Source organism: Pedobacter sp. 05T44 (genome assembly GCF_056395985.1).
Genome location: NZ_JBFTKO010000003.1, coordinates 186,549 through 200,819 on the forward strand (window position 1 = coordinate 186,549; position 14,271 = coordinate 200,819).

General features: G+C 38.0%; 12 protein-coding genes. 6 read left to right on the forward strand and 6 right to left on the reverse strand.

Translation table 11 applies throughout. From position 1 onward, the window contains the following. Positions 1–44: 44 nt before the first annotated feature. Genes AC1DDK_RS07655 through lpxK form a run of 3 tightly spaced genes read right to left on the reverse strand, consistent with a single transcriptional unit; the run spans position 45 to position 3,908 of the window. Complete coding sequence (locus AC1DDK_RS07655; protein WP_337717206.1) at positions 45–2,060, reverse strand: putative porin; 2,016 nt, start codon at positions 2,058–2,060, stop codon at positions 45–47. After that, a complete protein-coding gene (locus AC1DDK_RS07660) occupies positions 2,060–2,875 on the reverse strand; it encodes a purine-nucleoside phosphorylase (RefSeq protein WP_288882912.1) in 816 nt (271 codons plus the stop codon). Before AC1DDK_RS07660 ends, AC1DDK_RS07655 begins: the two co-directional genes overlap by 1 nt. Further along, positions 2,847–3,908 carry a tetraacyldisaccharide 4'-kinase gene (lpxK, locus tag AC1DDK_RS07665; protein ID WP_288882910.1) on the reverse strand — a complete coding sequence of 354 codons (1,062 nt, stop codon included), beginning with the start codon at positions 3,906–3,908 and terminating at the stop codon, positions 2,847–2,849. The genes AC1DDK_RS07660 and lpxK overlap by 29 nt, the downstream gene beginning before the upstream one ends. A 113-nt stretch (positions 3,909–4,021) precedes the next feature. Between lpxK and pruA the strand changes: the two genes are divergently transcribed. After that, entirely contained in the window at positions 4,022–5,650 is a 1,629-nt protein-coding gene (pruA, locus tag AC1DDK_RS07670; RefSeq protein WP_172661502.1) for an L-glutamate gamma-semialdehyde dehydrogenase, read from the forward strand. Between the two features lie 78 nt (positions 5,651–5,728). Here the strand turns inward: pruA and AC1DDK_RS07675 are convergent, their stop codons facing one another. The 3 genes from AC1DDK_RS07675 to AC1DDK_RS07685 all read right to left on the reverse strand — a co-directional run bounded on the left by AC1DDK_RS07675 (position 5,729) and on the right by AC1DDK_RS07685 (position 8,428). Continuing rightward, positions 5,729–6,400 carry a carbonic anhydrase gene (locus tag AC1DDK_RS07675; protein WP_172661503.1) on the reverse strand — a complete coding sequence of 224 codons (672 nt, stop codon included), beginning with the start codon at positions 6,398–6,400 and terminating at the stop codon, positions 5,729–5,731. A 6-nt stretch (positions 6,401–6,406) separates the two neighbouring features. Further along, entirely contained in the window at positions 6,407–8,011 is a 1,605-nt protein-coding gene (locus AC1DDK_RS07680) for a SulP family inorganic anion transporter (RefSeq protein ID WP_172661504.1), read from the reverse strand. Between the two features lie 78 nt (positions 8,012–8,089). Further along, complete coding sequence (locus tag AC1DDK_RS07685; RefSeq protein ID WP_048907414.1) at positions 8,090–8,428, reverse strand: hypothetical protein; 339 nt, start codon at positions 8,426–8,428, stop codon at positions 8,090–8,092. 199 nt (positions 8,429–8,627) lie between these two features. Between AC1DDK_RS07685 and AC1DDK_RS07690 the strand changes: the two genes are divergently transcribed. From AC1DDK_RS07690 to AC1DDK_RS07710, 5 genes are read left to right on the forward strand one after another with little or no spacing between them, the layout of a single operon-like run. Continuing rightward, positions 8,628–9,863 (forward strand): porin, encoded by a 1,236-nt coding sequence (locus tag AC1DDK_RS07690; RefSeq protein ID WP_288882908.1) that lies wholly within the window; start codon positions 8,628–8,630, stop codon positions 9,861–9,863. Positions 9,864–9,888: 25 nt separating this feature from the next. Further along, positions 9,889–11,430 (forward strand): acyl-CoA carboxylase subunit beta, encoded by a 1,542-nt coding sequence (locus AC1DDK_RS07695; RefSeq protein ID WP_172661506.1) that lies wholly within the window; start codon positions 9,889–9,891, stop codon positions 11,428–11,430. Continuing rightward, positions 11,431–12,618 (forward strand): MFS transporter, encoded by a 1,188-nt coding sequence (locus AC1DDK_RS07700; protein ID WP_337717208.1) that lies wholly within the window; start codon positions 11,431–11,433, stop codon positions 12,616–12,618. It abuts the gene before it with no gap. After that, entirely contained in the window at positions 12,599–13,018 is a 420-nt protein-coding gene (locus AC1DDK_RS07705; protein ID WP_337717210.1) for a GNAT family N-acetyltransferase, read from the forward strand. Before AC1DDK_RS07700 ends, AC1DDK_RS07705 begins: the two co-directional genes overlap by 20 nt. 51 nt (positions 13,019–13,069) lie before the next feature. Next, complete coding sequence (locus AC1DDK_RS07710) at positions 13,070–14,185, forward strand: M42 family metallopeptidase (RefSeq protein WP_048907419.1); 1,116 nt, start codon at positions 13,070–13,072, stop codon at positions 14,183–14,185. The last annotated feature ends 86 nt before the right edge of the window (positions 14,186–14,271 follow it).

Genomic DNA, 14,271 nt, shown 5'->3' on the forward strand with positions numbered 1-14,271 from the left:
CCTCGTCATCGACGATAGCTTTAAAACAACCGCTCATCAATAGTTTAATCGTAGAAATTCCAGCTTACTCCAAATTTGAATAATAAACGGTCTGGCATTGGATAGCGATCAACTGTATAATATCCTTTATAAAGTAAGCCCTGGTTTACATAATCGCATTTCACAAAAAGGTTAGCTCTTCTTAAACTTGCTTTAACCCATACATCTACAATTGGCGTGGTATCAAACGTTACATCTTTACCAATATAGAACTGGCCAGTTGCAGTTGAATACGAGTATGCTTTGTATGGTGTGTTGTAACGGACATCGAAACCGACATTGGTTTTTAACACCTTAAAAAAGGTATGATCCAGATAAAAACTATTGAAGGTATAAACTTCAGGAGTACGTAACTTATCGGGATTATCTGTTTTTTGGTAAACAACATAACTCTCCAGATTAAACTTACCGAATCTGAATTTTTTACCTGCAGTTATTTTAAAGAGGTTTATGGAGGAACCTAACTGAAGTGGTTCTATTCCGCCTTTGTCATCCTGACCAAAATAAAGATACTTATCTATTAAATAGTACTGTGCACCTGCATCAAACCCAAATTTTTCGTTGATAAAATTAAAGGACAGGTTGATGGTTTTAGTACGATCGAAATTATTTTCCCAACGGTAGTGGTTGCCAAAGTAATTGGTATAGGTTTCTTCGGGTGACTTGTTTTGAAAATAAGCACCTAGAACTATACGACCAACAGATTTACTTAACAGCACGTTACTTTTGGCTTCGTATAAAAAATCACCTACGTTTCGTCCTTGAAAGATTTGTTGTAAATCGACATTAAAATCTATTTTGTTACTTAACCGATAGCCCGCATTACCCAACAAAGTAACATTTTGGAAAGTAGCTGAATAATCATAAAACCGGGTTCGGTCTCGATAAAGCACCAGCTGGTTATAATTATAAAAGTCGTGCTTTATACCTACATCGAGCTTTAGCTCATTTTTGATAATTGAACTTCCTTTTGCCCTAAGGAAAAAGCTGTAGATAAACTCATTCTGTATGTGGGTATATCTTGTACTGTCATTAGTGAAAGTAGTATCTGCCAAACCAATACCATTTGGGAAAACAGATTCCCTGACACGTTCTGAAGTAAAGCCCTCATCCTTTTGGAATGCATAGGAATTTGCATCATACTTTAAAGTATAGGATATCTTGTTTGTTGGGAGTATTTTTTTTGTTATTTCCTGGGCAACGCTATCTATCCGCCCCACAAAATAGGTCTGCTTAAGCATAAAACCAGTTTGCCGCCATATTCGTTTACCAGTTTGCAGCCTAACAGGTTCTGTAAGTTTATCTACAGAATTGTTTGTACCTGTATAAATAGAATCATTAAGGATGGATCCATTTTCTTGAGTTTTAAGGGTATTAAACACTACACTAGCCCATAGATTATACCTTTTGTTTGGCGATTGGTACCAGCTAAAGAGCGCGCCATTCAGGTCGTCTCCCCTTTGCCTTCTGTAATAACCATTTGCCCCTATCCTATTAAAATTGAGGCCCACATTAAAGTTCGGCTTAATATTCTGGGAGTGTATTACTTTAAAAACTTGCTCAGCTTCGCCGGCGCTAACATAATAAAGACTGGTAAATGGTGTTCTTGCCTGGTAATACCTAACATCGTCGTGCGTCATTGCGTAATAATCCAGCGAGTGCATACCAATGTCAAAACCTATTGTTTTAGACGGTTCAAAAAGCATTGGTCTGGCGGCCAGGCCTAAGTTACCAACCCCAACTGTTGGTGTTCTTGGGTGTATAAGTATGTTAAAATTTTGAAAGCCTGTTAGTGTTGTGTCCAGAGGTATAGTTTGTATGCTATCCTTTGTAAGTTTAAGGGTAGTATATCTGATAAATCTTGAGGTGAATACTATAGAATCTCTTCCTTCTTCTTCTTTCTTTCTTAAGGAGTCCATCTCCTTATTATCATTAACGGTAGTTTTTAAATCCTGCGCGAACAATTGTGCACCACCGAAGATGACAAAGCAAAAAACAAGAAAGGCAATGTTTTTATACATTATAAAGTTGAAATTAACTGGCTCAATATTTTTGTCATTTTAGGCTCGGCTATCTTTGCTGTTTCTATTATTTCTTCAAGACTAACCGGTTCAAGTACTTCAGGGAATCCCTCATCCGTTAAAACAGAAATTGCAAATACAGGGATGGTCATGTGGTTGGCTACTATAACCTCGGGCACAGTACTCATCCCTACAGCATCGCCTCCAATAATTCTCAAATAATTATATTCTGCTTTAGTTTCTAAATTGGGTCCTGTTACGGCAATGTAAACGCCTTGATGGCACTTAATGTTGTTGTCCTTAGCAATATTAATTGCTTGCTTTATTAATGCTCTATTATAAGGCTGACTCATGTCGGGAAAACGAGGTCCCATGTCCGAATCATTACTACCACGTAAAGGACTCTCTGGCTGCAAATTGATGTGATCATTGATCACCATTAAGTCGCCTTTTTTAAATTCCGGATTTAACGATCCCGCAGCATTTGAAACAAATAAGTGGGCTATCCCTAAAGCTTTCATTGCCCTGATCGGGAAAGTAATTTGCTGCATAGAATAGCCTTCGTAATAATGAAGCCTTCCTTGCATTGCAATTACTTTTTTGCCATTGAGCTTTCCGAAGATTAGCTTTCCGGTATGAAATTCGAGTGTCGAGATTGGGAAATTAGGAATATTAGAATACATCAACTGGTATTCAACTTCTATATCGTTAACAAGACCACCAAGGCCAGTTCCTAAAACAATTCCAATTTCCGGAAGAAAATTATCAGTTTTTCGTTTTATATATTCAACGGTTTCGTGTAGTGCTTGAAACATAATCTAAAATCTTTTGATCAAATGTAGCTTTATCTTCTTCCTGTAATGTTATTTTAACAGGCAAATAAAAGACAGGCAAATTTAAAAGTAATTCTTTTAATACATCATCTAATAAACGTTGTGCATCTTTTTCTGTTGTTATTATTATTTTTTCTTCTGAAGGATCGTTCTTAAAGGCATTTACAAGTTGCTGAATATTTTGCAAAGTAAAGCGATAATGATCAGGATAGTCATGGTGATCTATACGCTGCGTATATTTTTGCAACTGAGTTAACAAAGGTAAAGGGTTAGCTATCCCGGTTAATAAGAATACAGAAGTAGTACCTGAAATTGAGGATAGAGGCCGCTGTTCTTTTGAAATAAGGTTTGTAAGGCTACCATAAGTTAAAAAAGAAAAGGATAGCTTTTCTTTTGCTGGTGCATCAAACCTATTTAAGCAAGCTTGCTTTTGATGCACATCTATCTTTTCTGGTCCTTTGGTAACCAGCAATGCCTGTGCCCGATGATATCCAGAAAAAGGTTCTCTTAAATTTCCGGCAGGAAGCAAAAATTGCGGACTTAGTAGTTTTTGATATTCAAAAAGAAGGATGTTAAAACCGGGTTTTACACTCCTATGCTGAAAAGCATCGTCCAGTATTATAATATCGTGATTACTTTTTAAAAGATTAATACCGGTTACCCTGTCTTCGCAAACTGCAACAGTAACTGTTGGAAACTTGTTGTAAAACTGCATTGGTTCGTCGCCTATTGTTTCTGCATTTGAGTTTGCATCTGCAAGGATATATCCTTTAGTTTTACGGCCGTACCCCCTACTTAGGATGGCAATACGCTTATCAGGTAACAGATTTACGAGGTACTCTGTTACCGGACTTTTGCCAGACCCCCCAACAACAAGGTTCCCTACACATATCACTGGTAAGTCAAAATTTGTTTGCTTAAACACACCTGTATCGTATAGCTTATTCCTGATGAGAACTACTAAGCCATAGAGGACAGAAAACGGAAGTAATAATAATCTGAGGTATTTAATCATGTGCCGTTTCAAAAATAAGAATTATTACCTCGCATTTTATCACGTTTATACGGATTGCCATTTACCTGTGTAATAAATAAAAGTTTACCTTTGTAAAAATAACTTATTATAACATGCTTAAAGGATTTTTTAACGTACCCGCTCCTGTAAATGAGCCCATTTTGGGTTATGCACCAGGGAGTAAAGAACGTGAACTTTTAAAGGCCGCTTTAGCCGATGCCCGTTCCAAACAAATTGAGATACCGATGTATATTGGTGTTGAGGAAGTGCATACAGAAGTTAAAGGAAAGGTTACCCCTCCGCACGATCATCAACATGTATTGGGTAAATATAGTATTGGAAATAAAAACCACGTAAAGCAAGCTATTGATGCTGCTTTGGCAGCTAAAGCTGATTGGGAAAATTTGGCGTGGGAACATCGTGCTGCAATTTTTCTGAAGGCAGCCGATTTAATTGCAGGTCCGTATCGTTATAAATTAAATGCTGCAACAATGCTTGGGCAGTCTAAGAATGCTTACCAGGCTGAAATTGACTCGGCATGTGAGCTGATTGATTTCCTTCGTTTCAATGTTAGCTATATGGCTGAAATCTATAAGCAGCAACCCCCTGTTTCGCCTAAAGGATCTTGGAACAGAGTTGAGCAACGCCCATTGGAAGGTTTTGTGTTTGCTTTAACCCCGTTTAACTTTACTGCCATCGCAGGGAATCTTCCTACATCAGCAGCTATGATGGGGAATGTTGTGGTATGGAAACCAGCAGATACTCAAATTTTTGCAGCTAATGTATTAATGCAGATATTCAGAGAAGCGGGATTACCTGATGGTGTGATCAACCTTGTTTATGTTGATGGACCTGAAGCTGGCGAAGTGATTTTTAGTCACCCTGACTTTGCCGGAATTCACTTTACTGGTTCTACTGCAGTTTTCCAAAACATCTGGAAAACTATTGGTAATAACATTCATAAATTTAAAACCTATCCGCGTATTGTTGGAGAAACCGGTGGTAAGGATTTTATCCTTGTTCATGGTTCTGCAGAACCGGAAATATCAAGTACAGCAATTATTCGTGGTGCTTTTGAATATCAAGGTCAGAAGTGTTCTGCTGCCTCTCGCGTTTATGTATCGAAAACCGTATGGCCTGAGATTAAGGATTTAATGATCCGTGATCTGGCTACCTTTAAAATGGGTGGAACTGAAGATTTCAGTAATTTCATTAATGCAGTTATTGACGAGAAATCTTTCAATAAACTGGCTAAATATATTGATGAAGCCAAGCAAGACAAATCTGTAGAGATTATTGCAGGAGGAAATTACGATAAATCTAAAGGTTACTTTATTGAGCCCACAGTTCTTGTTGTTAAAGATCCAAAATATACCACAATGTGTGAAGAGCTTTTTGGCCCTGTATTAACAATATACGTTTACGAGGATAAAGATTTTGATAAAGTTCTGGACATTATAGATACTACTTCTATTTATGCCTTAACAGGTGCTGTTATTGCCCAGGATCGTTACGCGATAGAAAAGGCTACTCAACGTTTAAGAAACGCTGCCGGTAATTTCTATATTAATGATAAATGCACCGGTGCTGTTGTTGGACAGCAGCCTTTTGGTGGTGCCAGAGGATCGGGTACAAATGATAAAGCCGGATCAATGATTAATCTATTGCGCTGGGTTTCTCCTCGTACTATTAAGGAAACTTTTGATCCACCAAAGGATTATCGTTATCCATTTTTAGGATAGATACTAAATAAAAAAACTCCCGGCTCATCGCCGGGAGTTTTTTTATTTAGTAAATCAGCCTTTAGCTCAATTGAAAAGTTATTTTTCTGTATTCATTTTAAATACCGGAGAAATATCCTCAGCACTTGAAGCACTTACTTTTAAATCGGTGATTAAACCTGATTTTAAACTATAAACCCAGGCATGCACACCAAGTTCCTGACCCGATGCCCATGCGTTTTGTACAATTGAAGTACTCATCACATTTGCAGCTCCCTCTATGGCATTCAACTCCACTAAACGGTCAGACCTCTTTTGTGGATCTTTAATGGTCGACATTTCACGCTCGTGTATGCGAATCACATCTTTAATGTTTCTTAACCAGTTGTCAATTAACCCCACTTGTTTATCTCCAAGTGCAGCATTTACACCCCCACAGCCATAGTGACCGCAAACAATTATATGTTTTACTTTAAGAACATTAACTGAATAATCCAGAACACTTAACAAATTCATATCTGTATGCGTAACCACGTTTGCAATATTGCGGTGTACAAAGATATCACCAGGCATTGTGTTCGTGATCTGATTAGCCGGCACACGACTATCTGAGCAACCTATCCACAATACAGGCGGAGCTTGACCTGCAGAGAGGCGTTCAAAGAAAAGGGGGTCTTCTTTAAGAGTCTCAGCAACCCACTCTTTATTTCCATTTAATAAGCTATCATAAGTAATCTGATCTGTATGTTGTTTTTCTAATTTCGCGCACATAATAATTTAATTATTAATTTCTTCAATGATTTTATTGTTCAATTTTGGCACGGTATATTGTTCTTTAATATTTTCTAAAATTACAATAATACCCTTTGTATAAGCATTGTGCTTATAATTAAAAATGGTTTCCAATACGTCGGGGTCTATATACCGTGAATTGGATCCATCAATGATCACGTTAGTTTCTTTAGGTATTTTATTTAATACCACCTGAATGGCAGCCTTGTTTAAGAAAGATACTTCTTCGGCCAATTTTATTCTCAAGTTCTTTTTATTACCCTCTTCCTGTATTTTGTAGAAGTATGGATTACGCATATTGGTACGTAATAAATAGAATATTGAGAACAGCATACCTATTGCAACACCTTTTAACAAATCTGTTAGCAAAACAGCTACAATAGTAATTACAAACGGGACAAACTGATCCCAGCCTTTGTGGTACATATGTTTAAAAAGCTCTATACGTGCTAATTTATACCCTGTTACCAATAGAATTGCAGCCAGACATGCCAAAGGAATCATATTGATAATACCCGGTATAAAAAGCAGGGATAAAAGCAACCATACTCCATGAAAAATAGCTGACATCTTTGTTCTTCCACCTGCATTTACGTTTGCAGAGCTTCTTACAATTACCGATGTTAAAGGCAATCCGCCTAACAAACCACTAACCATGTTTCCTGTACCCTGAGCAACCAGTTCCCTATTTGTAGGCGATACACGCTTAATTGGATCTATCTTGTCTACCGCTTCAATACTTAATAGCGTTTCAAGACTGGCAACCACCGCAATTGTTGCAGCAACAACCCAGACTTTTCCATTCGTTATCTGTGAAAAATCTGGTGCGGCAAATAAACCCGTAAATTCCGACCAGCTGTTCACAACTGGAATCTCTACCATTTGTTTTGCTTCCAAAGCATAATTCCCGCCCTGAAAAACAATTGTAAGCACAACTCCTATTACTACCACTACCAGGGGAGCGGGAACAACACTTAATTTTTTAAATTTTGGCCAAAAGACCAAGATTAAAATTGACAATACACTTATTACAATAGCAGCCAGACTAAAATGGCCTAATGCCCCACTAATGGCTGAAAATGTATTTTCATTATCTTTTTGGAAGAAACTTTCATCACCAAAAAAATCTGAATCTACCCCGAGCGCATGAGGAAGTTGTTTAAGTATCAAGGTTAATCCGATTGCGGCAAGCATCCCTTCAATTACACTTGAGGGGAAGTAATTACCGATAGTTCCGCCCTTTAACAATCCAAGTATTATCTGAATTACACCTGCCAAAACTACTGCAAGTAAAAAGGTCTGATAAGCGCCCAATTGGCTGATAGCTCCCAGAACGATTGCGGTTAATCCAGCCGCAGGCCCACTAACACTTAATTGTGATCCGCTTAAGCTGGCAACTACAACGCCACCAACTATACCTGTTATAAGACCCGCAAACAGAGGTGCACCTGAGGCTAAAGCTATCCCTAAACATAGGGGGAGAGCAACAAGAAATACCACAATACTGGATGGCAAATCACGCTTCAGATTCTTTTTTAATATATATTTCTTCACTTCCAATCTTGAAAAGATTGAGTTTCCACTTTGCATAAAACTATGTTTTAATCTTTTAAACTAATTTTTAAAAATTGCATACCGCTCCCCCTTTGGGTGGTAACACATAATAAATTAGCTCAGGTTAGGAGGCGGTGTGGGTACAGACGGATGGAATGGATCGAAATACCGTTTGAAATTATCTATAAAGCTATTCTTTATACCGTAAAGATGTAGGACAGATGACCATACGTAGTCGTGCTGAAAGTCAATCTTATAATCAAAGAGCTTTACTTTTGCCTTTCCCGGATCTCCATCACTGCTATGTTCGGCTTCGATTTGCATGATTACAGAAATCATGATGTTCTTATCAATATGACTAAAAAATACAGGCGCACCGGAAATTACCATCTTCGCCGAGAAGATACTTAAGAAGGTAATAACTATTAATATACGGTACTTTCTTAGAAACATTTGTTTTTATTCTTTCACCTAACTCTCCAAAAATAGCTCCAAACATTGCTTATTTACAAATTATCATGTAAAAAAAATGTAATTTAGTTGTTGCTTTATCATATTTTGGACTTCTATTTTTTAAAAATCTGAAGCCATTTTAAAGAAAAATGCTTCATTTACCGTAATTTAGGCGATCAAAATTCTTTTTTACTCATTCATGAAAAAAACACTGTTAAGCCTGATATTTCTTTATCCGGTTGTCCTTTTTGCCCAAAGTAATAATGCTCCCTCAACTTATGACCCTCATGAAATTGCGATAACAGGCTATCTGCAAACACAATTTCAAAAAGCTCAATCTGGTGGCATTTCCTCCTTTTCGGGCGGAGATTTCTCAAAAAACTCCGACAGTCGTTTCATGATTCGCAGGGGTAGATTGAAAATTGACAGGGCTGATAAGTATTCGAGCATTGTTTTCCAAATAGATGCTACGCAAAATGGCATTCAATTAATGGACGCCTTTATACAGTTGCATCAACCTGATTCAAAGGAACTATTGTTAACTGCTGGTTTGTTTAACCGCCCCTTTGGTCACTCTATTGTTTACTCCTCGGGATATAGAGATTTCCCTGAAAGAGCGAGAGTTTTCCAAACGTTGATGCCAAGGGAGCGTGATATTGGTGCCATGGTTACTTATCACCCCAGTAAAATATTTAATTTTCTGACAGCAGAGTTAGCTGTAATAAATGGAAGCGGATACAATGCCAGAGATTATGACTCAAGAAAAGATATTATAGGCAACCTTGGTTTTAAATTCGACAGTCTGGCAAATAAAAAACTTCATATAGGCTTTGGAGCATCTATCTATGAAGGTTGGGTACGTAACGATACTGAAAATTATTACTCTGCTACAGGATCTGGATTTCAAAAAAACACAAGCCCCGACAATGTTGGCTACTTTGGTAAACGCGAATATTATGGAGGTAACTTACAGCTTCAATACGACAATACTTTTGGCCGAACCATATTTAAAGCTGAATATCTTCAAGGAACACAACCTGGGGTAGCTGCTACTGCCAGCATATTAGGTCCAGTTGCCAGTACTAGTTTCTCTGCACAACCAGCAACAGACCTATATCTACGCCAGTTTTCTGGTTATTACTTATGGTTAACCCAGCAGATTGCAAAAAGTAAGTTTACTGCACTGGTATCTTATGATGTGTACGACCCAAACAGAGAAATAAGTGAATCGGAAATTGGCATTGCAGGCAACAATACTTCAGCTGGTGATATTAAATTTAGCACCCTTGGTTATGGCCTGACCTATCTAATAAATTCAAGATTTAAACTTACATTGTACAACGAGCACGTTGTTAACGATGCGACTAAGTTGCCAGACTATACGGCCGACTTAAAAGATGATGTGTTTACTACCAGATTACAGTATCGCTGGTAAATAATTAAAATTATTAGTGTTTAAAATGAAGAATAAAATAGATGTACTTCAGGACAAAATAAAAAAAGCGAATGAAGGTGGCGGTGCAGCGAGAATTCAAAGTCAGCATAAAAAAGGAAAACTAACGGCCAGAGAGCGAATCCATTTTTTATTGGATGAGAATTCCTTTGAGGAAATTGGCATGATGGTAACCCATAGAAGTGTTGATTTTGGCATGGAACGGGAAAAATATTTAGGGGATGGTGTTGTAACTGGCTATGGAAACATAAATGGCAGGCTAGTTTACGTGTTTTCACAGGATTTTACCGTTTTTGGCGGCTCTCTTTCTGAAACACATGCCGAAAAGATCTGCAAAATAATGGACATGGCCATGAAAAACGGAGCTCCCCTGATTGGCTTAAATGATAGTGGTGGTGCGCGGATACAGGAAGGTGTGGTTTCTTTAGGCGGTTATGCCGATATATTTTATAGAAATGTTCAGGCATCAGGAGTTATCCCACAACTTTCAGCAATAATGGGACCTTGTGCTGGGGGCGCAGTATATTCGCCTGCCATTACCGACTTTATTTTAATGGTAGAGAATACCTCGTACATGTTTGTTACAGGACCAAATGTTGTTAAAACTGTAACCCACGAAGAGGTAAGTTCTGAAGAACTTGGTGGTGCATCTACTCATGCTACAAAATCGGGTGTAACTCATTTTGCGTGCTCAAATGAATTAGATGCCATTAATCATGTTAAGAGATTACTGAGTTATATGCCTCAGAATTGTGAAGAGATCCCATTGCAATTGCCCTATACTTTGACTGATGAAAGTCGTTTATCTCTTAATGGCATTATGCCCGAGAATTCGAATCAGCCTTATGATGTTAGGTCTATAATAAGCGAAGTGGCCGATACAGATAGCTTTCTAGAAGTACATAAAGATTATGCAGAAAATATTGTGGTCGGATTTATCCGCTTGGCAGGAAGAAGTATAGGTATTGTTGCTAATCAGCCTGCTTATCTTGCTGGGGTATTGGACAATCATGCTTCAACAAAGGCCGCCAGATTTGTACGCTTTTGCGACTGCTTTAATATCCCATTGCTTGTTTTCGAGGACGTTCCCGGTTTTTTGCCAGGTACAGACCAGGAATGGAATGGAATTATTACCAATGGCGCTAAATTATTATATGCTTTTAGTGAAGCAACTGTACCCCGTATTACTGTAATTACAAGAAAAGCCTATGGTGGTGCATATGATGTGATGAACTCTAAACATATTGGAGCCGACTTAAACTATGCATGGCCTACTGCAGAAATTGCAGTTATGGGTGCAAAAGGTGCTGCCGAAATAATTTTCAAGAAGGAAATTACCAGCGCAGAGCACCCTGAAGAAAAATGGCTGGAGAAAGAAAAGCTCTATTCAGATATTTTTGCTAATCCTTACAGAGCCGCAGAACGTGGCTTTGTAGATGAGGTTATAGAACCTGCCCAAACCAGGTCTAAACTAATAAAGGCATTTAAAATGTTAGAGAACAAAGTTGTAAACAGACCTCGTAAAAAACACGGAAATATCCCTCTATAAATGAAACTTAGTCGTACTGATGTGCTATTGATGGCCTTTTGTACAGGGCTTATCGTGGCAAATATTTATTACTGCCAGCCTCTGGTTATTTTAATCGCTAAAGAGTTTGGTTTAACAGAGAGCCATGCCGGTAAAATTACATACCTAACACAAGCTGGCTATGCCCTAGGACTATTTCTATTGGTTCCTTTGGGTGATATGTTTGAAAGGAAGAAACAAATACTTTTAATAACATGTCTTGCTATTGGGGCATTGCTGTTGGCAGCTTTTGCCCACTCCTTCTTATTATTGGAAATTGCTTGTGTATTAATTGGCGCAAGCTCCATTATTCCTCAGCTTGTTTTACCAATGGCTGCAAATCTTAGTTCAGACCAAGATCGTGGTCCTACGGTAGGTATAATTATGAGCGGCTTACTTATTGGCATCCTTGCATCAAGAGCAGTTAGTGGAAGTATAGGATTTTTATGGGGATGGAGAACAGTTTATTTTATGGCTGCTGGCATATGTTTCCTTTTATTACTGCTTATGGCCAGACGCTTTCCACAAAGCAGACCGTCATTTAAAGGCACTTATAATGAATTAATGTCATCTATGTGGTATTACATAAAAACTGAGCCCGTACTACGCGAAGCTTCTATTATAAACTTTCTGGCTTTCTCTATACTCAGCGCGTTCTGGACAACGATGGTATTATTCCTTGCCAATCCCCCATTTAATCTTCAAACGCTGCAGATAGGTCTTTTCGGCATTGCTGGTGCTGCAGGAGCTTTAGCCGCGCCATTAGTTGGAAAGTTTAGTGGTGGCCAAAACCCTCGTAAGAATCTGCTGGTCGGGTTAATTCTGCAATTACTTAGCATTGCTGCCTTTTACTTTACCGGCAGCCACCTTTACCTATTTGTAGCTGGTATTATTTTAATAGATATTGGTCAGCAAGCTATCCATGTAACCAATCAAACCCGGATCTATGCTATACTACCGGAAGCTCGTAATCGTTTAAACACTGTGTTTATGTCTGTGAGCTTTGTTGGAGCATCTTTTGGTTCCGCCTTAGGTTTATGGCTTTGGGAACAGGGTAAGTGGCCATTATTCTGCTGGGGATGCGGGGCCGTTATTGTTCTAAACATTTGCATATACAAGTTTTATAGTGGTAAAATAAAGATTAACATTGATGCAGGAAATTCAAATTGAACAAATCAGACCTGATTTAACCTGGAGGATAAGACATGAAGTTATGTATCCAGACCTACCTCTTGATGCTATAAAGTTGGCTAATGATAATGATGGAATCCATTTTGGGCTATTTGCAAATAACCAACTAACTTCTATAGTTTCTTTGTTCAATTCGGGCAATGTTTATCAATTCAGAAAATTCGCGACAATTGTGGAGTCGCAGGGAAAAGGATATGGATCATTATTATTGGATCATATAATTAACTATGTTAAATCCCTTGGAGCTGCAAAGCTATGGTGCAATGCGCGCGTTTCGGCCATCCCTTTTTATAACAAATTCGGCTTCGTTCAAACAGACAAATTTTCTACAAATAACGGTATCGACTTTGTCATTATGGAGTTAGAACTCAATAATTAACTTGGTGCTTAGGCAGTAGTTTCTATATTTGTTTAGAATAAAAAATATACAATGGCAAAGAAAAAAGAAGATAAAAAGAAACACGTAAGTGTAGTAAATAAAAAATCGCTTCAATTTTTTGAAAAATATATCAATAACCCATCTCCAACAGGTTTCGAATACCCTGGTCAAAAATTATGGCTAGATTATTTAAAACCATATATAGATGAAAGTTTCATCGATAATTACGGGACTGCAGTTGGTGTGATTAATCCCAAAGCAGATTTCAAAGTAGTTATTGAGGCTCATGCCGATGAGATCTCCTGGTTTGTTAATTATATCACTCCTGATGGCTTAATTTATGTAATCCGCAATGGAGGGTCAGATCATCAGATAGCTCCTTCTAAGCGCGTAAACATACACACCGACAACGGTTTGGTTAAAGCCGTATTTGGATGGCCTGCTATTCACACCCGTAGCGGTGGCGAGAAAGAGGAGGCTCCGGCGTTAAAAAACATCTTCCTTGATTGTGGATGTACATCTAAAGAAGAAGTTGAAAAACTTGGTATTCATGTAGGTTGCGTAATTACCTATGAAGATGAATTTATGGTATTAAACGACCGCTATTATGTTGGCCGTGCACTGGATAACAGAGCCGGTGGATTTATGATTGCCGAAGTTGCCAGACTGCTTCAGGAAAATAAAAAGAAATTACCTTTTGGGCTTTACATTGTAAACTCAGTACAGGAAGAAATTGGATTAAGGGGAGCCGAAATGATAGCCCACAGAATTAAACCTAACGTGGCTATAATTACTGATGTTACTCATGATACCACTACCCCAATGATCAATAAGATCACTCAGGGAGATTTGGCTTGTGGCAAAGGTCCGGTAGTTTCTTATGCACCTGCTGTTCAAACAAATTTAAACAAATTGCTTATTGAAACAGCTGAGAAGAATGATATCCCTTTCCAACGTCAGGCATCATCCCGCTCAACCGGTACAGATACTGATGCTTTTGCTTATTCTAACGGAGGTGTTCCATCTGCATTAATTTCTTTACCATTAAGGTATATGCATACCACAGTTGAAATGATTCATAAAGAAGATGTTGACAATGTGATCAACCTCATTTATCATTCTTTATTGAACATTAAAAAAGATCACGACTTTACTTATAAGAAGTAGTTTTAAATAACCTTATTTTTAAAAGGGTGTATCATGAACTATGATACACCCTTTCTTTTGTTTGTATTTCGGGTGCTTTTCTTACT

Bases quoted from the DNA above. Each gene is read 5' to 3' on its own strand.
- AC1DDK_RS07655 (WP_337717206.1), bottom strand. From the start codon at position 2,060: ATGTATAAAAACATTGCCTTTCTTGTTTTTTGCTTTGTCATCTTCGGT.
- AC1DDK_RS07660 (WP_288882912.1), bottom strand. From the start codon at position 2,875: ATGTTTCAAGCACTACACGAAACCGTTGAATATATAAAACGAAAAACT.
- lpxK (WP_288882910.1), bottom strand. From the start codon at position 3,908: ATGATTAAATACCTCAGATTATTATTACTTCCGTTTTCTGTCCTCTAT.
- pruA (WP_172661502.1), top strand. From the start codon at position 4,022: ATGCTTAAAGGATTTTTTAACGTACCCGCTCCTGTAAATGAGCCCATT.
- AC1DDK_RS07675 (WP_172661503.1), bottom strand. From the start codon at position 6,400: ATGTGCGCGAAATTAGAAAAACAACATACAGATCAGATTACTTATGAT.
- AC1DDK_RS07680 (WP_172661504.1), bottom strand. From the start codon at position 8,011: ATGCAAAGTGGAAACTCAATCTTTTCAAGATTGGAAGTGAAGAAATAT.
- AC1DDK_RS07685 (WP_048907414.1), bottom strand. From the start codon at position 8,428: ATGTTTCTAAGAAAGTACCGTATATTAATAGTTATTACCTTCTTAAGT.
- AC1DDK_RS07690 (WP_288882908.1), top strand. From the start codon at position 8,628: ATGAAAAAAACACTGTTAAGCCTGATATTTCTTTATCCGGTTGTCCTT.
- AC1DDK_RS07695 (WP_172661506.1), top strand. From the start codon at position 9,889: ATGAAGAATAAAATAGATGTACTTCAGGACAAAATAAAAAAAGCGAAT.
- AC1DDK_RS07700 (WP_337717208.1), top strand. From the start codon at position 11,431: ATGAAACTTAGTCGTACTGATGTGCTATTGATGGCCTTTTGTACAGGG.
- AC1DDK_RS07705 (WP_337717210.1), top strand. From the start codon at position 12,599: ATGCAGGAAATTCAAATTGAACAAATCAGACCTGATTTAACCTGGAGG.
- AC1DDK_RS07710 (WP_048907419.1), top strand. From the start codon at position 13,070: ATGGCAAAGAAAAAAGAAGATAAAAAGAAACACGTAAGTGTAGTAAAT.